The organism is Exiguobacterium sp. MMG028 (assembly GCF_027947425.1).
GTDB classification, from domain to species: domain Bacteria; phylum Bacillota; class Bacilli; order Exiguobacteriales; family Exiguobacteriaceae; genus Exiguobacterium; species Exiguobacterium aestuarii_A.
Map to the genome: position 1 here is coordinate 1 of NZ_JAQJIN010000006.1, position 19,242 is coordinate 19,242.

A 19,242-nucleotide genomic window follows, 5' to 3' on the forward strand; every position below is an offset into this window, starting at 1 on the left:
TTTTTTTATTGATTGGCGGTGCTCTCTATGAGAGCATCGCTTTTCGTTTGCCTTTTTTTAAATCAATGATAAAATATAGTCAAAAGTCAAAGATGGTCAGAGGGTGGTGGAGATGAGAAATATTTCGGATGTTATCGAACAGTATTTGAAGCAAGTATTGAAGGAAAGTCAGGCAAATGCAATCGAGATTAAACGCCAAGATATCGCGCAACGATTCGAATGTGTCCCATCCCAAATCAATTATGTCATCAACACACGTTTTACCGTCGAAAAAGGATATTTAGTAGAAAGTAAACGAGGTGGCGGTGGATATATTCGGATCCGACGCGTCATCTTACATGAAAAACAAGATGTGCTCTCTAGTTTGATGGATGTCATTCATGAGCATCCACGTCTGAATGAACAACTCGTTGAAAATGTGCTCGTGCGATTAGTGGAAGAACAAATGATGCACGAACAAGAAGCGCAATTGATTTACCATCTCTTATCAGATGAAGCATTAAACTTACAAGTTGATGATCGCTCTTTTATTCGACGTCAACAATTGCTGGCACTGATGAAAGTACTTCGTTATCGTAATGGGGGATAAGTCGTATGTTATGCGAACGTTGTAAACAACGACCTGCTGTCAATGAAGTCGTTGTGATGGAACAAGATGTACCCGTAAAAAAACGATTATGTCGACAATGTACGGTAGAACTGATGACAGGATATGTACCAGTCGTGAAGCGATGCCCGACTTGTCAGATGACACGCCAAGACCTATTGCGCGTACGAAAAGCAGGATGCACTACATGTTATACCGTATTTCGGGATGAATTGATTAAAATCACTCGTCAATATCAACAAGGACACGATCATCATATCGGTTCAATCCCTGACCAGTTACGCACGCCACATGAACGGATTGAAGAACGGCTCGAAAAGTTGGCAGGGGAGTTGAACCGCGCTGTCGAACAAGAAGATTATGAACGGGCAGCACGCATTCAAAAAGAAATGAAGCAATTAGAAGGGCAGGGAGATGTCTGATGGAAACTTTCCTAAAACATCCACTTGGTCCAAAAATGAAAGAACGTGCCAAGCTCGATGATTTGGTTGTTTCTACAAGAATTCGACTGGCACGTAATGTCAAAGACACGGTATTCTCTCCCGTACTTTCTAAAGAAGGAGAACGTCAGCTTTGTGATCGTCTAGAAGGGCGTCTACGTGGGTTGAAAGGATTCGAATATCTTCATATGCGTGATTATGATGAAGTGACACGACAGGCGTTGATGGAGAAACACCTCATTAGCCCAGCCGTTGCAACCAATGAAGAGAGTGCGGTCTTCTTAAGTGAAGATGAAACAATTAGTGTATTGATTAATGAGGAAGACCATTTACGCATTCAAACGCTACTTCCAGGATATCAAGTGAAAGAGGCGTTTGAATTAGCGAAACAAGTTGATGCGTTATGTGCAGAATCCCTATCGTATGCGTTTGATGAACAGTTAGGTTATTTGACGACATGTCCAAGCAATATCGGAACAGGACTTCGTGCCTCGGTCATGTTACACTTGCCGGGACTCACCTTAACGGGACGAATCAGTCCAATCTTGCGAGAACTTCGAAAACTTGGCTATACGATTCGAGGTCGTTATGGTGAAGGTAGTGATGCGGCGGGTCGCTTGTTCCAACTGTCGAATCAACGGACATTAGGGAGTCACGAGTCACAGTTACTGGCTGACTTTATGGAAGTCACAGAACAAGTGATTCAAGCAGAGCGTCATGCGCGTGAAGAACTCGTTGCGAATCGACAGGAAGAGTTGGAAGATCGATTTTATCGATCATATGGTATTTTGCGATATGCTAAATTACTATCTTCTACTGAAGCCATCGAACGATTATCTGATTTACATTTAGCGAGTGACCTAGGGATTTTGTCTGATTGGAGTCCACCAAAGTTTCATGAACTCATTGTTCGGCTACAATCAGGTTTTCTACAAAAACATTTCGGGAAAACATTATCTACGCAAGAACGGGATCGAGAACGAGCGACCCTCGTTCGTCGAACGTTAGATCAAGGCTTAGTTTGATCCAACTACAAGGAGGTTTTGTCAATGATGTTTGGACGATTTACAGAACGAGCACAGCGCGTATTAGCTTTAGCACAAGAGGAAGCAGTACGTCTTGGCCATCATAATATTGGGACAGAACATATTTTATTAGGATTGGTTCGTGAAGGAGAAGGGATTGCGGCAAAAGCGCTCTTCGCTCTCGGATTGACTTCTGAAAAAATTCAACAAGAAGTAGAATCATTGATTGGACGCGGTTCTGAGAATGGATCGACGATTCACTACACACCACGTGCGAAAAAGGTCATTGAACTCTCGATGGATGAGGCACGAAAACTAGGACATTCATATGTTGGAACGGAGCACATCCTTCTTGGATTGATTCGTGAAGGCGAAGGTGTCGCAGCACGTGTCCTCAATAACCTTGGAATCAGTTTGACGAAAGCGCGTCAACAAGTATTACAGCTTCTCGGTAACACGGAGTCTTCTTCAAATGCTTCGCAACCAGGCGCGAGCGCTGCAACCCCAACACTTGATGGATTGGCACGCGACTTGACGCAACAAGCACGTGAGTCACGTTTAGACCCGGTCATCGGCCGCGCAGGGGAGATTCAACGTGTCATTGAAGTCTTATCTCGTCGTACGAAAAACAACCCGGTTCTTATTGGAGAGCCAGGTGTCGGGAAAACGGCAGTAGTCGAAGGTCTCGCTCAACAAATCATTAACAACGAAGTACCTGAAACACTTCGCAATAAGCGAGTGATGGTACTCGACATGGGTACACTCGTAGCAGGTACGAAATATCGTGGTGAGTTCGAAGATCGATTGAAAAAAGTAATGGATGAAATTCGTCAGGCAGGAAACGTCATTCTCTTCATTGACGAGTTGCACACATTGATTGGTGCGGGTGGTGCAGAAGGTGCGATTGATGCGTCGAACATCCTCAAGCCGTCATTGGCTCGTGGTGAACTTCAATGTATCGGGGCGACTACACTTGATGAGTACCGGAAGTACATCGAAAAGGATGCAGCGCTTGAACGACGCTTCCAACCAATTCAAGTAAATGAACCGACAACAGAAGAAGCTGAACAAATCCTACTCGGGTTGCGCGATCGTTATGAAGCGCATCACCGCGTAACGATTACGGACACAGCGATTCACGAGGCGGTCGTTCTGTCTGACCGTTACATCTCGGATCGTTTCTTACCGGACAAAGCGATTGACCTCGTCGATGAGGCGGCATCAAAAGTACGACTTCGTTCGTTCACGGCACCACCGAACTTGAAAGAGTTGGAGTCACGCCTTGAATCGATTCGTAAAGAAAAAGACTCTGCTGTTCAAAGCCAAGAGTTTGAAAAAGCGGCTTCTCTCCGTGATACAGAACAAAAGTTACGCGATGAGTTAGAAGAGTTGAAAGCAGAATGGCAGAACAAGCAAGGAAACGAAAAACTTGAAGTGACGAAAGAAGATATCGCTCAAGTTGTCGCAAACTGGACAGGTGTGCCGGTCACGAAGATTGCCGAAGAAGAGACAGACCGTCTCCTCAAACTCGAATCAATTCTTCACAACCGTGTCATCGGTCAAGACGATGCGGTGAAATCGATTTCTCGCGCCATTCGTCGGGCTCGGGCTGGCTTGAAAGATCCAAAACGTCCAATCGGTTCATTCATCTTCCTTGGACCTACCGGAGTCGGGAAAACCGAACTCGCTCGCGCAGTTGCCGAAGCGATGTTTGGGGATGAGGATGCGATTATTCGAATCGACATGTCAGAGTACATGGAAAAACATGCGACGAGCCGTCTCGTTGGTTCGCCTCCTGGTTATGTTGGTTACGAAGAAGGCGGTCAATTGACAGAGAAAGTACGCCGGAAACCATATTCGGTCATCCTTCTCGATGAAATTGAAAAAGCGCACCCTGAAGTGTTCAACATCTTACTTCAAGTGCTTGACGACGGTCGCTTGACGGATTCAAAAGGTCGCACGGTCGACTTCCGAAACACGGTCATCATCATGACGTCAAACGTCGGAGCCGCAGCGCTTCAACGTAATAAATATGTTGGATTCACAGTCGAAGATGATGTGAAACGTGAATATACGGAAATGAAGGATAAAGTACTCGAGGAACTGAAAAAGGCGTTCCGACCTGAGTTCTTGAACCGGATTGACGAAATCACGGTCTTCCATTCACTTCAAAAAGAGCACATTCAAGAAATCATCAAACTTATGGCAGAGACACTCAAGAAACGTCTTGCCGAACAAGGAGTTGATTTCAGCTTGACGGATGCGGCGCTCGACAAGATTGCCGAAGTCGGCTACGATCCGGAATACGGGGCTCGCCCTCTCCGTCGTGCCCTTCAACGAGAAGTGGAAGATCGCCTCTCAGAAGCAATGCTCGGCGGCACAATCGCTAGAGGCAGTAAAGTTGCGCTCGACGTACAAGATGGAGAGTTTGTCGTTCGTAACGAAGGTGTGGTTCAGTAAATCATTCAGCTCCCTCGTTGTTTATGAGGGAGCTTTTTTTAGACAGGAAGGAAGCTTATGGCAAAAATTAAAACGAAATACGTCTGCCAATCGTGTGGATATGAGTCAGCCAAATGGATGGGACGTTGTCCAGGTTGTAATGAATGGAATACGCTCGTTGAGGAGTTTGTCGAAGAGAAGAAAGCCAAACGCGGCGCAGCGTTTGTGCATAGTTCATCTCGACAATTGAAGCCAGAACGACTCGCAAACGTCGTCTCACAAGAAGAGACACGCGTGCACACGAATAGTCGTGAATTTGACCGTGTGCTCGGTGGGGGGATCGTGCCGGGCTCACTCGTCTTAGTCGGCGGGGACCCGGGAATCGGGAAGTCGACGATTCTGTTACAGGTCAGTGCACATCTAGCTCATAGTGGTAAAAAAGTGCTCTATATCTCAGGTGAAGAATCACTCAAGCAGACAAAGTTGCGGGCGGAACGTCTCGGCTTACCGACCGAAGACTTGTTTGTGCTCGCTGAGACAGACATGTTGATGATCGAACGCGTCATTGATGAAGAACAACCCGGATTCGTCATCATCGACTCGATTCAGACGGTATATATGGATGAAATTCAATCGGCGCCAGGAAGTGTGTCACAAGTACGAGAATGTACAGCAGCGCTCATGAAGATTGCAAAAACACGAGGGATTGCTGTGTTCATCGTCGGTCACGTAACGAAACAAGGATCGATTGCAGGTCCACGTTTACTCGAGCACATGGTCGATGCGGTACTTTACTTTGAAGGGGAGCGCCATCATACGTTCCGTATTTTACGCGCGGTGAAAAACCGTTTCGGTTCAACGAACGAAATCGGGATCTTCGAGATGAAAGAGAGTGGGCTAGAAGAAGTCCTAAACCCGTCCGAAATCTTTTTAGAAGAACGAACCGCCGGTGTGTCCGGTTCGACGGTCGTCGCTTCGATGGAGGGGACAAGGACAGTGCTCGTCGAACTACAGGCGCTCATCTCGCCAACATCATTCGGTAACCCGAGACGTATGGCGACGGGAATCGACCAAAACCGGGTCGCGCTTCTGATGGCCGTCCTTGAGAAACGCTCTGGCTTATTGCTTCAGACACAAGACGCCTACTTAAAAGCGGCGGGTGGCGTCAAACTAGATGAGCCTGCGATTGACCTCGCGATTTGTGTCTCGATTGCCTCGAGTTTCCGCGACCGCCCGACTCGTCCGACGGATGTCTGCATCGGTGAAGTCGGATTGACTGGAGAAGTGCGACGCGTATCACGGATTGAACAACGTGTCGCCGAAGCCGCAAAATTAGGATTCACACGTGCCATCATTCCGAAAAACAACATGGGTGGATGGACCGCTCCGGCAGGGATTGAAGTAGTCGGCGTCGGAACGGTAGACGAAGCACTGCAGTTGGCGATCCCGTTTTAACGGGTCGCCAATGGCAGTTTTTAACGCTTTGTAACGAACGTGATTGAAAAAAGCATGTTACAATGAAAGTGTTATTTTTGAAATTTTATTTCATATAGAAGGAGGTGGAATGAGTGAAGATTGCTGTACGAATCGGATTTATTTTGATTGGGCTCGTCGTAGGTTGGTTCGGAATTATCGAGGCGACGTTATTATTAGGAGACCTCGGCATGAATGTGCCGGAATGGTTAACGATTCCATACGTAGCAAGTTTGATTGGTGGACTTATCTTCTTCATTCTTAGTTTATTCTTAACCGATGGTGTTGTTGCATTTATTCGTTTTGTCGAAGAACGGCTCGTCCGTTTACCGGTAGGGGATATTTTATTCGGTTCGATTGGCCTCATTATCGGGCTCTTGATTGCCTTTTTGATCAGTGTCTCGCTTGAAGTAACGAATATTTTCTTACTGAGTAAGATCGTTCCAATCTTTGTCACGGCGCTGTTTGGTTACTTCGGTTTCGCGGTCGGGTATCGGAAGCGTAACGAATGGATCAAACTATTTGTAAAGAGTGAGCGGGAGAAACCGGCGGCTGAACCGGTACAACGTTCGAATGATAAAATCTTAGACACGAGCGTCATTATTGACGGTCGTATCGCAGATATCGCCACGACCGGATTTGTGGAAGGCACATTGATTGTTCCGCAGTTCGTCATCGGAGAACTTCAATATATCGCGGATTCATCTGACACATTAAAACGAAACCGCGGTCGTCGTGGACTTGATATTTTAAAAGAACTGCAAGAGAACAAACGAATCCAAGTTGAAATTTACGATGGGGACTTTGAAGATGTACCAGAAGTCGATATCAAATTAATCAAGTTGGCAGAGTTGAAAAATGGGATTGTCGTCACGAACGACTACAACTTAAACAAAGTCTGTGAAGTGCGAAATGTTCCAGTCTTGAACATCAATGACTTAGCGAATGCCGTCAAACAAATCGTCATCCCTGGCGAAGAGATGGTTGTCACTGTCATTAAAGAAGGGAAAGAACAAAATCAAGGTGTTGCCTATCTCGAAGACGGGACGATGGTCGTCGTGGAAGGTGGACGTAAGTTGATCTCGAAGACGCTTCCTGTCGTCGTGACGAGTGTGCTGCAGACATCTGCAGGCCGAATGATTTTTGCTCGTCCTGAATAACGAACAAAAAAGAGACGCGTGAGCGCTCTCTTTTTTCACGAAGAGAGGTGTTTGACATAGTATCTTATACAGTTGTGATCCCGGCTGCGGGAAGAGGAAAACGAATGGGCGCGGATGCGAACAAACTCATGTTGTCGCTCCGTGACAAACCGATTATCGCGTGGACGTTACAAGCGTTCGATACCGATCCGTGGTGTGAACGGATTGTTTTGGCGATTCGTCCAGAGGAACGTGACTGGTTTGAAGCGATCACGGCACAAGTCGAAACACCGATTACATATGTAACAGGTGGGGAAGAACGACAACAGAGTGTCCATGCGGGGCTTAAGGTGGTTGCACCCGATACGATTGTGATGATTCATGACGGTGCCCGTCCTTTTGTAAAACGTGAACAGCTGCATCAAGTGGCAGAAGCGGCATTACAAGGTGGTGCCATTTTAGCAGTACCGGTCAAAGACACAGTCAAACAAGTCGAATGTCATCAAATCGAACGAACGGTTCCTCGGGAAAATCTATGGTTGGCGCAAACGCCGCAAGCTTTTCAAGCCAAGTCGATTTTGGCGGCACATGAACGGGCGGTCGAACAACAGATGATGGGAACGGACGATGCGAGTTTATTCGAATGGCTTGGTGAAACGGTACAAGTCGTTCTTGGAGACTATCATAATATTAAGATGACGACGCCAGAGGATTTACTGTTTGGTGATGCGATTTTAGCGAAGGAGGACTTACAATGAGAATTGGCCAAGGATTTGATGTACACGCATTTGCGGAAGGACGTCCATTAATTTTAGGAGGGATCGAGATTCCACATGAACGTGGGCTACTCGGTCATTCCGATGCGGATGTGTTACTCCATACGATTGCCGATGCAGCGCTTGGAGCGATTGCGGCAGGTGACATCGGGAAGCATTTCCCTGATACGGACCCGGAATTTAAAGATGCGGATTCGAAAGCATTGCTTCGCCACGTATGGCAACTTGTGAAGGATGAGGGATATGTCCTCGGAAATGTGGACGCGACCGTCATGGCACAACGTCCGAAGCTACGTCCTTATATTGATGAGATGCGAGCAGTCATTGCCGACCTACTCGAAGCGGACATCGAACAGGTGAACGTAAAAGCGACGACGACGGAGAAGCTCGGCTTCACAGGACGTGAAGAAGGAATCGCGGCGCAAGCGGTAATCTTACTCAACCGGGCTTGACAGAAATGGTATACTATTTGGGCAGAAGAGAAGAAAGGTGGAACTATTATGAGTGAAGTGCGTGTACGCTATGCGCCTAGTCCGACGGGGCATCTCCACATCGGAAATGCGCGGACTGCGTTGTTTAACTACTTATTTGCTCGTCATGCAGGCGGGAAATTGATTCTTCGAATTGAAGATACTGACCAAAAACGAAATGTATTAAATGGTGTCGAGAGTCAAATGAAGTATTTGGAGTGGCTCGGAATCGATTGGGATGAAGGTCCAGGCCGTGATGGAGACTACGGCCCATATTATCAAATGGAACGTCTTTCACTTTATGAGAAATACGTCAACGAATTGATGAGCAAAGGTCTTGCTTATAAATGCTATATGACATCAGAGGAGCTCGAAGCAGAGCGTGAAGCACAAATCGCGCGCGGCGAAGCACCGCGTTATTCTGGTGCGCACCGCAACCTGACTGTCGAAGAACGTGAAGCGTTTGAAGCAGAGGGCCGCAAGCCTTCAATTCGAATTCGCGTGCCTGAAGGCGTGACGTATAAATGGACGGATGTCGTCAAAGGTGATGTTTCATTCGAGTCGAAAGACTTTGGTGATTGGGTCATCGTGAAACAAGATGGGATTCCGACTTACAACTTCGCTGTTGTTGTCGACGACCACTTGATGAAGATCAGCCACGTCTTGCGTGGAGACGACCACATCGCAAACACACCAAAACAGATGATGGTATATGACGCGCTTGGATGGGAATATCCTGAATTCGGTCACATGACGCTCATCTATAACGATCAACATAAGAAATTGTCAAAACGTGATGAATCGATCATCCAGTTCATTGAGCAGTATGCGGATCTCGGCTACTTGCCAGCAGCACTCTTCAACTTCATTTCTCTTCTTGGCTGGTCACCGGTCGGAGAAGAAGAAATCTTCTCGAAAGAAGAGTTCATTGAAATGTTTGATGCGAACCGCTTGTCGAAGAGTCCGGCTGTATTTGACCAACAAAAACTTTCTTGGATCAACAGTGTATACATGAAGAAGGCTACGCTTGACGAAGTAGTGGCACTCAGTTTACCATTCTTACAAGAAGCAGGACGATTACCCGAGGCGGTATCTGTCGAGGAGGCAGATTGGGCAACAAACTTGATCGCATTGTATAAAGAACAAATGACGCACGGGGCGGAGATTGTCGCGTTGACGGACTTGTTCTTCAAAGATGAGATCGAGTATGACGAGGAAGCGAATGTTGTCCTTTCAGGGGAAACGGTTCCCGCTGTCCTTGCAGAGTTCAAACAACAGCTCGAAGGAATCGAAGACTTTACACCAGAAGCGATTAAAGCGGCGACGAAAGCGACGCAAAAAGCGACTGGTCAAAAAGGGAAGAACTTGTTCATGCCAATCCGTGTCGCGACGACAGGACAAACACATGGACCAGAGCTCCCGAACGCGATTTCGTTAATCGGAAAAGAGCGTGTCTTGAAACGTCTGACAACTTTATTGGCATAAAGGCATCGATGAGGAAAGTAAGCGGTATGACACTTTGCAGAGACTAGAACCTAGGCTGGGAGTTCTAGATGTGTCCCCCGAAGAAGTGCACCTCGGAGCCGTCTCGGCGATACGTAGTCGAGGCCGTGACTCGGCGTTAACGAGACTTGAGAGGGGAACACTTTTTCCCAAACAGAGTGGAACCGCGCTTATGGCGTCTCTGTGCCTTGGCACAGGGGCGTCTTTGTTTTTGTATACGAAAAGGAGATATCAATTATGGGATTTTGGAGCAGCATGCGTGAAGACTTACGGACTGTCTTAGAATTAGACCCTGCCGCTCGTTCAAAAGTAGAGGTGGCACTGACGTACCCAGGACTACACGCCATATGGGCACATCGTATCGCGCACGGATTATGGAAACGTAACGTGAAGCTGGTGGCCAAGTTATTAGCCCAGTTCAGTCGTTGGTTGACCGGGATTGAAATTCATCCGGGTGCAGTCCTCGGTGACCGTGTATTCATCGATCACGGTTTCGGTGTTGTCATCGGAGAGACGGCGATTATCGGGAACGATGTAACCATTTATCAAGGCGTCACACTCGGTGGAACGGGGAAAGAAAAAGGGAAGCGTCATCCTACAATTGGGAGTGATGTGCTCATCTCAGCAGGGGCAAAAGTGCTCGGGAACATTACGGTTGGCGATTGCGTCAAAATCGGAGCGAGTTCTGTCGTCTTGAACGATGTACCGTCTGACTCGACCGTCGTCGGTATCCCAGGACGTGTCGTCATTCGAAACGGGAAGCGTGTGAAGCAACATGACCTCGATCATCGTTTCCCAGATCCGGACCGCGAGTGTCAAGAACGCTTAGAAGCGGCAGTGGATGAACTACAACAAAAATTAGCGACGCTTGAAAAGCGGATGGAGGAGAAAACGCATGATTCAGCTGTACAACAGTCTCACGAATAAAAAAGAACCGTTTGTCCCGATTGTTCCGGGGAAAGTATCCATGTATGTGTGCGGACCGACCGTCTACAACTACATCCATGTAGGGAATGCCCGTCCGGCCATCGCCTTCGATACGGTTCGTCGTTATTTGACATATCGTGGGTATGAGGTGAAATACGTCCTAAACTTCACGGACGTAGACGACAAGATCATTCGTACCGCGAACGAACTTGGAGAAGACACAGAGACGTTGACGAATCGTTATATTGAGGCTTATTTGGCCGATACGGGAGCATTGAACGTACAACCGGCAGACGTGCACCCACGCGTTACCGATACGATGGAAGAGATTATCGAGTTCATCCGTCAGCTAGAGACGGAAGGATTCGCCTATGAAGCAGAAGGTGACGTTTATTTCCGGACGAAGAAGTTTGAGACGTACGGGAAGCTAAGTCAACAATCGATCGAAGATTTACGGGCAGGCTCGCGTGTCGATGTAGGAGAAAAGAAAGAAGACCCGCTCGACTTCGTCTTATGGAAAGCTGCTAAACCGGACGAACCTTCTTGGGATAGTCCGTGGGGCAAAGGACGACCAGGTTGGCATATCGAATGCTCGGCGATGGCGAAAAAGCATCTCGGGGCAACGATCGATATCCATGCGGGAGGTCACGATTTAAAATTCCCACACCATGAGAATGAGATTGCCCAGTCAGAGGCGTGCAACCACGCGAAGTTCGCCAACTATTGGTTGCATAACGGATTCATCAACATTGAAAATGAGAAGATGTCCAAATCGCTCGGAAACTTCCTGCTCGTCCACGAAGCACTGAAAGAAGTAGACCCAATGGTTCTTCGTTTCTTCATGTTGTCCGTCCATTATCGTCATCCGATCAACTACAGCCGTGAACTAATTGAACAAGCGGCGAACGGTTGGAGTCGAATCAAAGAAGCGTATCAAAACATCGAATATCGTTTATCGGTAACGGCTGGACTTGGTGAACCGAGCGAGTCGATGGAGCGGAAACTGGAAGCAATCAAGACGTCGTTCATCGAATCGATGGATGATGATATCAATACGGCAAATGCCATGACCGTCCTCTTTGACCTGGCACGAGAAGCGAACATTTACGCCAAGGCGGACCATGTGGCAAAAGCGACACTCGAACAAGTTCTGTCGTTATTCGACGAATTGACAGGTGTGCTCGGATTGACGCTCGCTGAAGAGAAAGAACTGCTTGATGCTGAAATCGATCAATTGATTCAAGAACGAAACGACGCACGCGCGGCACGTAACTTTGCCCGGGCTGACGAGATTCGTGATTTACTGAAAGAACAAAACATCCAACTCGAAGACACGGCCCAAGGGGTTCGGTGGAAGCGGTTATGATGCAACCGAAACAAATGAATGCCCTCGCGCTCGCCTATATGGGTGACGTGGTATATGAATTGGCCGTACGAGAAAGACTGCTCGAGCAAGGATTGACGCGACCGAACGATTTGCATCGGGGTGCCGTCCGTTATGTGAACGCGCGGGCGCAAGCGAGCGTCGTGACCTATTGGCTAGAGACGGACGTGTTGACGGAAGAAGAACAAGCCGTCGTCAGACGTGGCAAAAATGCGAAATCAGGCTCGATTCCGAAGCGGGTCGACGTCCATACGTATCGTTATTCCACAGCATTCGAGGCATTGATTGGCTATATCTACTTAACAGAAAGAAGGGATCGTCTTGAAGAACTCATCAAACAAGCGTTCGAACGACTCGAAGCCGAGTCGACCGAAACGACATGACGGAAAACGAGGTGCGGAAAAACGAACGTTTGACCGCCCACGTGGGGAACGTCCAGAGCGTTCACGCCATCAAAAGTCGGAACGACCGGACTATAAGGAAGTAGACGTGATGGAGGAAGGGATTGATTTCCTTTACGGGCGAAACCCTGTACTCGAAGCACTTCGAAGCGGTCGCGACATGAACAAAGTATTTATCATGGAAGGGCAACAAAAAGGCCCGCTCGCTCAAATCATTGCGATGGCGAATGAAGCATCCGTTCAAGTGTCATTCGTACCGAAAACAAAGCTTGAGAAGATGGCCGGCAGTGAACATCATCAGGGTGTCGTGGCAGCCGTCGCGGCCTATGAATATAAAACCATCGAGGACATGTTCGCACTCGCCGCTTCAAAAGAAGAGACACCGCTCTTTATTTTACTAGATGAACTCGAGGACCCACATAACCTCGGTTCCATTTTACGGACCGCGGATGCTGTCGGCGCACATGGAATCATCATCCCGAAACGCCGCTCGGTCGGTTTAACTCAAACGGTCGCCAAAGCTTCGACTGGGGCGATTGAACATATCCCGGTTGCGCGCGTGACGAATTTGACGCGGACACTCGAAGAATTGAAAGAAAAAGGACTATGGGTCGTCGGGACCGATGCGAAAGAGAGTCAGGACTATCGTCGATTGGATGGGAATATGCCACTTGTCGTGGTCATCGGAAGTGAAGGTAAGGGAATGAGCCGTCTCGTGCGTGAATCATGCGACTTCCTCGTTCATTTACCAATGGTTGGTCATGTCACGTCACTCAATGCATCTGTTGCAGCGGCACTCCTTCTGTATGAAGTGCATCGCTCACGTAACCCGTTAGCATGAGTATCCAAAAACGCGAGCTCCTTCTTGTCGACGGATATAACATCATCGGGGCGTGGCCACATTTGAGAAGTTTGCGCGATATGGATTTTGATCAAGCGCGCAATTTGTTAATTGAAGCGATGGCGGAATATCAGGCCGTATCTGGAAAAGAAGTCACCGTCGTCTTTGATGCCCATATGCGTTACGGTCGTGAATCGAAAGAAAAACGAAGTCGTGTCGATGTCGTCTATACGAAAGAGAACGAGACGGCGGACGAGTGGATCGAGCGGCGAGCGCACGAACTGGTGGATAACCGACTTGTCACACTATTCGTCGCGACGAATGATTTCACCGAGCAGTGGGTCATTTTCGGCCAAGGTGCCTTACGTGTCCCCGCGACCGAGTTGTTAAAAGATTGGAAGCATGCCAAAACACTGATTGAGCAACAACGTCTCTCGTTAGAGAAGGAACAATCGAATCGAAAAACGATCGATATCCCTCCGCATATTCAAGAAAGATTTGAAGAAATGCGACGTCGTAAATCAAAAGGTGATTGAAATCACGGGCGAGTTCATGAAATGGACTCGTCTTTGTTTCGATTTTGACATTTTTTTGCAAAGGAATGTTGTATACTAATTACATATATGAGTTACACAGCATATAATTGACGGAATTTTTAGAAATTTGTTTGACGCATAGGAGTAGGGAGTCCTATAATGGGACACAACCTTACATAGTTCAGGATCAATCGCCGGGGGGTAACGAGCATGAACGGATGGCCGTACGAACAGTTTGAAAAAATGTCAGACGAAGAGTTGGTCTTATTGGCGCGCAACGAAGGGGATAGCGACGCGCTTGAGTTTTTGATTGAACGATACCGGTATTTTGTACGCGCGAAAGCCCGTTCTTATTTTTTGATTGGTGCGGATCATGAGGACATCGTCCAAGAGGGCATGATCGGTCTTTATAAAGGGGTGCGTGACTATAAAGACGAGCGACTCGCCTCGTTCAAAAGTTTTGCCGAGATGTGCATCACTCGTCAGATGATCACGGCAATCAAGACGGCGACACGTCAAAAGCATATTCCGCTCAACTCATATGTGTCACTCGATAAACCGATTTTCGACGAGGAATCCGACCGGACGTTGCTCGATGTCATTTTGCCACCACATCCAACTGATCCACAAGAACTCATTGTGACACAAGAAGAACAGACGTTTATGGAAGCGAAGATGGATGAGATTTTAAGTGATCTCGAGCGGAAAGTGTTGCGTCTTTATTTAGACGGACGTTCTTATCAAGAGATTTCAGACGACCTCGACCGTCATGTTAAATCGATTGATAATGCGTTACAGCGTGTGAAGAAGAAATTCGAACGTCATGTCGACGTACGGATGCTCACGAGCTAACCGATTATTGACCGCGTGCCTCCTATGTGATACTTTAAAAGCAGCGCCTTGTCCGTAGACGCCATTTACAGGAGGCGTTTTTTTTTCGCTCTTTTTTAAGAGGGAGTAGTCGAAAGGGGCGCTTATGAATGGCAAAGAAAGTAAGTCTCGCTTGCTCAGAATGCGGGTCTCGGGAGTATTCGACGACAAAAAAAGATGGTGTGTCGACACGGCTTGAAATGAAGAAGTTTTGTCGCCGCTGTAACGCGCATACGATGCATCGAGAATCAAAGTAACGTAGATTGGCATTCAATGTAGGAGGAAGCTACCATGAACTTTTTGCGCGACGTATGGAAAGAGTTGAAAAAAACGAGTTGGCCAACTCGTAAAGAACTCACGAAATATACCGTTACCGTCATCGCGACTGTTGTCGTGATTGGCCTGTTCGTGTTCGGCGTAGATACTGGAGTCAGCTATCTCGTCAATTTATTGATTAACTAAGGAAGAGGTGAAAGCCGTGGAGAAACAATGGTTTGTTGTCCAGACGTACTCAGGTTTTGAGAATAACGTCAAAGAAAACCTAGAACGTCGAATCGGTTCGATGAACATGGAAGATAAAATTTTCCGCGTCCTCGTCCCGACTGAAACGACGCAAGAAGAAGTCACATTAAAGAGTGGCGAAAAGAAAATTAAAGAGCGTGAAGTCAAAAGTTTCCCGGGCTATGTGTTCGTAGAGATGGTCATGACTGACGATTCATGGTATGTTGTCCGCAACACGCCTAACGTCACCGGCTTCCTCGGTTCGACGGGCGGCGGTGCAAAACCGATCCCGCTCCAACCGGACGAAGTGACAAACGTCTTGTCACAAATGGGACTCATCGAGAAGAAAGATCGTTACAACTACGAGCTCGGTGACCTTGTCCGCGTGAAAGAAGGCGCGTTCGAGAACTTTGAGGGGACAATCGACGAGATTGAAGCCGACAAAGAGAAGCTCAAAGTCGTGGTCGACATGTTCGGTCGCGAAACAAAAATTGAGCTTGATTTCGAACAAGTTCAGAAAATTAACTAAACCCACTTGCTAATCCGTGAAACGGATGGTACAATCGAAAATGTTTGATGTTGTGCTATATTTCGGTACAAACTCGACCTAATAGATTGAGTGGGAGGGCGCACAACGTCCAAGAAACCACATTTTAGACTTAAGGAGGTGTGTCTCGTGGCGAAAAAAGTTTCTAAACTCGTTAAACTTCAAATCCCAGCTGGTAAAGCTAACCCAGCACCACCAGTAGGTCCAGCACTTGGTCAAGCAGGTGTTAACATCATGGGATTCTGTAAAGAGTTCAACGCTCGTACACAAGACCAAGCCGGATTGATTATTCCTGTAGTCATCACGGTATACGAAGATCGTTCGTTTACATTCATTACGAAAACTCCACCAGCTGCAGTTCTCTTGAAGAAAGCTGCTGGTATCGAGAGTGGTTCTGGTGAACCAAACCGTAAGAAAGTAGCAACGGTTAAGCGTGACAAAGTTCGCGAAATCGCTGAACTTAAAATGCCTGACCTTAACGCATCATCTGTAGAAACAGCGATGCTTATGGTTGAAGGTACTGCACGTAGTATGGGTATTGTAATCGAAGACTAATTGTTAGTCTCTGGGGTTGTCGGTGAATACTGCTCACCTTCAATCCCTTCATTATGTGGGAGGAAATTCCGCTAACCACAAGGAGGAAAAGATCATGGGTAAAAAACACCAAGAAGCAGCTAAGCTTGTTGACCGCACGAAGTCATACGACCTCGCTGAAGCTGTCGAGCTCGTTCAAAAAACAGCTACTGCTAAATTCGATGAAACAATCGAAGTTGCTGTCCGTCTCGGCGTAGATCCGAAGAAAGCAGACCAACAAATCCGTGGTGCCGTTGTACTTCCACACGGTACTGGTAAAACACAAAAAGTTCTCGTCTTCGCAAAAGGTGAGAAAGTGAAAGAAGCGGAAGCTGCTGGCGCAGACTACGTTGGCGACGCTGAGTACATCAACAAAATCCAACAAGGATGGTTCGACTTCGATGTAATCGTTGCGACACCTGACATGATGGGTGAAGTTGGTAAACTTGGTCGTGTTCTCGGACCTAAAGGCCTCATGCCTAACCCGAAAACAGGAACAGTTACTTTTGACGTAGAAAAAGCAATCGCGGATATCAAAGCTGGTAAAGTTGAATACCGTGTTGATAAAGCTGGTAACATCCACGTTCCAGTTGGTAAGAAATCATTTGAAGCATCTAAACTTACTGAGAACATCGAGACAATCCTCGAAACACTCATGAAAGTGAAGCCTGCTACTGCAAAAGGAACTTACCTTAAAAACATCGCGCTTTCATCTACAATGGGTCCTGGGATTCGTGTAGCGACTGCGGATTTCCTTAAGTAATCTTGTTGAAATAAATTGTTGACAACGTGTGACGCCGCTGTTAAAGTAATACACGTTCAACCGAATATGTTGGATTACCGTAGACAGAAGGTGGACATCGGTCCGTAAACCCTTCCGAGGTGTCTTTGCTCGAACTTGAGCCTGTTGTCACAGGTTTACTTTCAAACAATTACGCCCTCGTATGTCTTCATACGAGGGATTTCTTTTGGAGAGCAGCCTCTCGTCCGGTATAAGAATTGACTAGGAGGTGCAAACACATGGCAAACGAAAAAATCGTAGCTCAGAAATCGGCACTCGTCGATGAAATCGCTGAGAAAATGCAAGCGAGCGTTGGAACAGTTGTTGTTGACTACCGTGGACTTACAGTTGAAGAAGTGACTACACTCCGTAAATCACTCCGTGACGCTGGAATCGAGTTCAAAGTTTACAAGAACGGTCTTCTTCGCCGCGCAGCTACTCAGTCGAACTTCGAAGGTCTTGACGAAGTCTTCACTGGTCCTACAGCAATCGCCTTCTCTAACGAAGACGTTGTTGCTCCAGCGAAGATCTTGAACGACTTCTCGAAAGAGCACAAAGCGCTCGAACTCAAAGGCGGAATCATCGAAGGCAAAGTGACTTCACTCGAAGAAATCAAAGCCCTTGCAGAACTTCCATCACGCGATGGTCTTCTCTCGATGCTTCTCAGCGTACTTCAAGCTCCAATCCGTGGGCTCGCAGTCGCAACAAACGCAATCGCAGAACAAAAAGAAGAGCAATCAGCTTAATTTTTGTCGCGTAGCGTAACTCAAAAAACTTTTTCACAACATCAAAGGAGGAAAACCATAATGGCTTTCAACAAAGAGCAATTCATCGAAGACCTCAAATCAATGACGGTTCTCGAACTTAACGAACTCGTAAAAACAATCGAAGAAGAATTCGGCGTATCAGCAGCAGCTCCAGTAGCAGTTGCAGGTGCTGGCGCAGGCGCAGCAGCTGAAGAGAAAACTGAATTCGACGTAGTACTCACAAACGCTGGCGCTGGTAAAATCAACGTCATCAAAGCTGTTCGTGAAATCACAGGTCTCGGCCTTAAAGAAGCAAAAGCACTCGTTGACGGAACTCCAGCTCCAGTCAAAGAAGGCGTTTCTAAAGAAGACGCTGAGTCAATCAAAGCTAAGCTTGAAGAAGCTGGCGCATCTGTTGAAGTTAAGTAATTCAACTTCACAACCTATAGAAGCTCGCCATGGCGAGCTTCTTTTATTTCCTTGAAGAAAGGGTTAGGAGGTTCAACGCATGGGAGATCATTACTATACGAACGATCCACGTTCGGAAAGTGCCCCGGAGACATGGACGTACGAGTTGCGAGGGAAACAGTATCATTTCACTTCGGACCGCGGTGTGTTCTCGAAAGGATCAGTCGATTTTGGGTCGCGTCTTTTAATTGAGTCGTTTGAAGTGCCTGATGTCTCAGGACGTATTTTAGATGTAGGCTGTGGCTATGGTCCGATGGGGATCTCGCTTGCCGATGCCTCTGGGCGTGAAGCCTTGCTCATCGATGTGAATGAGCGTGCGCTGGCGCTCTCTGAGCAAAACGCCGCCCGTAATGGAGTGACGGTCGAAACACGACTTTCTCACGCGTATGACGCGGTGGGGGGAGAACGGTTTGCCGCCATTGTCACCAATCCGCCGATTCGTGCGGGGAAACAAGTCGTCCATACGATCTTGCGTGAAGCACATGCGCACTTGGTCGATGGAGGAGCAATCTATGTCGTCATTCAGAAAAAACAAGGAGCGCCTTCTGCTAAGAAATTATTAGAAGAGGTGTTTGGTCAAGTCGAAACGATTGCGAAAGAAAAAGGTTACTTTATTTTCCGAGCAATTCGGTCTTGACAAACGGTGAAGTCTTGTTGACTCGCCATAACGTATATGCTAACATTATAAAATGCCATTGGAATGGAATTCGCTTGAAACTGCCGTGTCTGCTGCTTTTTAGAGACGGAAAACGAGCGACATTCAATGACAATGTTCGATTACTACGCCCGAAAAAT

23 protein-coding genes and 2 other annotated features are annotated in these 19,242 nt (G+C 47.2%); all 23 genes read left to right on the top strand.

From position 1 onward, the window contains the following. Nucleotides 1–112 precede the first annotated feature (112 nt). The 23 genes from PJK55_RS13875 to PJK55_RS13985 all read left to right on the top strand — a co-directional run bounded on the left by PJK55_RS13875 (nucleotide 113) and on the right by PJK55_RS13985 (nucleotide 19,084). Entirely contained in the window at nucleotides 113–589 is a 477-nt protein-coding gene (locus tag PJK55_RS13875; RefSeq protein ID WP_214697106.1) for a CtsR family transcriptional regulator, read from the top strand. A gap of 5 nt (nucleotides 590–594) precedes the next feature. Further along, a complete protein-coding gene (locus PJK55_RS13880) occupies nucleotides 595–1,029 on the top strand; it encodes a UvrB/UvrC motif-containing protein (protein WP_271306192.1) in 435 nt (144 codons plus the stop codon). Then, a complete protein-coding gene (locus PJK55_RS13885) occupies nucleotides 1,029–2,072 on the top strand; it encodes a protein arginine kinase (RefSeq protein WP_271306193.1) in 1,044 nt (347 codons plus the stop codon). Before PJK55_RS13880 ends, PJK55_RS13885 begins: the two co-directional genes overlap by 1 nt. A gap of 24 nt (nucleotides 2,073–2,096) precedes the next feature. Then, complete coding sequence (locus PJK55_RS13890; RefSeq protein WP_224863699.1) at nucleotides 2,097–4,532, top strand: ATP-dependent Clp protease ATP-binding subunit; 2,436 nt, start codon at nucleotides 2,097–2,099, stop codon at nucleotides 4,530–4,532. Between the two features lie 57 nt (nucleotides 4,533–4,589). Next, the gene (radA, locus tag PJK55_RS13895; RefSeq protein WP_074032385.1) at nucleotides 4,590–5,966 is read left to right on the top strand and encodes a DNA repair protein RadA; all 1,377 of its coding nucleotides are present in this window, start codon (nucleotides 4,590–4,592) and stop codon (nucleotides 5,964–5,966) included. Nucleotides 5,967–6,079: 113 nt separating this feature from the next. Next, entirely contained in the window at nucleotides 6,080–7,144 is a 1,065-nt protein-coding gene (locus tag PJK55_RS13900) for a PIN/TRAM domain-containing protein (RefSeq protein ID WP_074032388.1), read from the top strand. A 56-nt stretch (nucleotides 7,145–7,200) separates the two neighbouring features. After that, a complete protein-coding gene (ispD, locus tag PJK55_RS13905; RefSeq protein ID WP_271306198.1) occupies nucleotides 7,201–7,881 on the top strand; it encodes a 2-C-methyl-D-erythritol 4-phosphate cytidylyltransferase in 681 nt (226 codons plus the stop codon). Then, nucleotides 7,878–8,351 carry a 2-C-methyl-D-erythritol 2,4-cyclodiphosphate synthase gene (ispF, locus tag PJK55_RS13910; protein WP_224863697.1) on the top strand — a complete coding sequence of 158 codons (474 nt, stop codon included), beginning with the start codon at nucleotides 7,878–7,880 and terminating at the stop codon, nucleotides 8,349–8,351. The genes ispD and ispF overlap by 4 nt, the downstream gene beginning before the upstream one ends. 45 nt (nucleotides 8,352–8,396) lie before the next feature. Next, nucleotides 8,397–9,854, top strand: a complete 1,458-nt coding sequence (gene gltX, locus PJK55_RS13915; RefSeq protein WP_271306199.1) for a glutamate--tRNA ligase — start codon at nucleotides 8,397–8,399, stop codon at nucleotides 9,852–9,854. Continuing rightward, nucleotides 9,851–10,058 (top strand) — a binding site (T-box leader). (Overlaps the previous gene by 4 nt.) A 51-nt stretch (nucleotides 10,059–10,109) precedes the next feature. After that, a complete protein-coding gene (gene cysE / locus PJK55_RS13920) occupies nucleotides 10,110–10,799 on the top strand; it encodes a serine O-acetyltransferase (RefSeq protein WP_271306194.1) in 690 nt (229 codons plus the stop codon). Then, nucleotides 10,768–12,165 (top strand): cysteine--tRNA ligase, encoded by a 1,398-nt coding sequence (gene cysS, locus PJK55_RS13925; protein WP_214786178.1) that lies wholly within the window; start codon nucleotides 10,768–10,770, stop codon nucleotides 12,163–12,165. The genes cysE and cysS overlap by 32 nt, the downstream gene beginning before the upstream one ends. After that, nucleotides 12,162–12,566: a Mini-ribonuclease 3 gene (locus PJK55_RS13930; RefSeq protein ID WP_074032405.1), complete on the top strand. Its 405-nt coding sequence runs from the start codon at nucleotides 12,162–12,164 to the stop codon at nucleotides 12,564–12,566. Before cysS ends, PJK55_RS13930 begins: the two co-directional genes overlap by 4 nt. A gap of 109 nt (nucleotides 12,567–12,675) precedes the next feature. Beyond that, on the top strand, nucleotides 12,676–13,425 hold the full coding sequence (gene rlmB, locus PJK55_RS13935; RefSeq protein ID WP_074032495.1) for a 23S rRNA (guanosine(2251)-2'-O)-methyltransferase RlmB: 750 nt from the start codon (nucleotides 12,676–12,678) through the stop codon (nucleotides 13,423–13,425). Further along, complete coding sequence (locus tag PJK55_RS13940) at nucleotides 13,422–13,961, top strand: NYN domain-containing protein (protein ID WP_214761567.1); 540 nt, start codon at nucleotides 13,422–13,424, stop codon at nucleotides 13,959–13,961. The genes rlmB and PJK55_RS13940 overlap by 4 nt, the downstream gene beginning before the upstream one ends. 210 nt (nucleotides 13,962–14,171) lie before the next feature. Continuing rightward, nucleotides 14,172–14,813, top strand: coding sequence for an RNA polymerase sporulation sigma factor SigH (sigH, locus tag PJK55_RS13945; RefSeq protein ID WP_031421852.1), 642 nt, complete (start codon nucleotides 14,172–14,174; stop codon nucleotides 14,811–14,813). A 128-nt stretch (nucleotides 14,814–14,941) separates the two neighbouring features. Next, nucleotides 14,942–15,088, top strand: a complete 147-nt coding sequence (gene rpmG / locus PJK55_RS13950; protein ID WP_026824819.1) for a 50S ribosomal protein L33 — start codon at nucleotides 14,942–14,944, stop codon at nucleotides 15,086–15,088. Between the two features lie 34 nt (nucleotides 15,089–15,122). Continuing rightward, entirely contained in the window at nucleotides 15,123–15,293 is a 171-nt protein-coding gene (gene secE, locus PJK55_RS13955; protein WP_074032412.1) for a preprotein translocase subunit SecE, read from the top strand. Between the two features lie 16 nt (nucleotides 15,294–15,309). Continuing rightward, nucleotides 15,310–15,861, top strand: coding sequence for a transcription termination/antitermination protein NusG (gene nusG / locus PJK55_RS13960; protein ID WP_012727691.1), 552 nt, complete (start codon nucleotides 15,310–15,312; stop codon nucleotides 15,859–15,861). Between the two features lie 147 nt (nucleotides 15,862–16,008). Continuing rightward, nucleotides 16,009–16,434, top strand: a complete 426-nt coding sequence (gene rplK / locus PJK55_RS13965; protein ID WP_012727690.1) for a 50S ribosomal protein L11 — start codon at nucleotides 16,009–16,011, stop codon at nucleotides 16,432–16,434. Nucleotides 16,435–16,528: 94 nt separating this feature from the next. Next, nucleotides 16,529–17,215 (top strand): 50S ribosomal protein L1, encoded by a 687-nt coding sequence (gene rplA, locus PJK55_RS13970; protein WP_074032415.1) that lies wholly within the window; start codon nucleotides 16,529–16,531, stop codon nucleotides 17,213–17,215. A 59-nt stretch (nucleotides 17,216–17,274) separates the two neighbouring features. After that, nucleotides 17,275–17,428, top strand: a sequence feature (ribosomal protein L10 leader region). Between the two features lie 44 nt (nucleotides 17,429–17,472). Further along, complete coding sequence (rplJ, locus tag PJK55_RS13975) at nucleotides 17,473–17,979, top strand: 50S ribosomal protein L10 (protein ID WP_214697119.1); 507 nt, start codon at nucleotides 17,473–17,475, stop codon at nucleotides 17,977–17,979. Between the two features lie 60 nt (nucleotides 17,980–18,039). After that, on the top strand, nucleotides 18,040–18,408 hold the full coding sequence (gene rplL / locus PJK55_RS13980; RefSeq protein ID WP_074032420.1) for a 50S ribosomal protein L7/L12: 369 nt from the start codon (nucleotides 18,040–18,042) through the stop codon (nucleotides 18,406–18,408). Between the two features lie 79 nt (nucleotides 18,409–18,487). Then, nucleotides 18,488–19,084 (top strand): class I SAM-dependent methyltransferase, encoded by a 597-nt coding sequence (locus tag PJK55_RS13985; protein ID WP_074032423.1) that lies wholly within the window; start codon nucleotides 18,488–18,490, stop codon nucleotides 19,082–19,084. The last annotated feature ends 158 nt before the right edge of the window (nucleotides 19,085–19,242 follow it).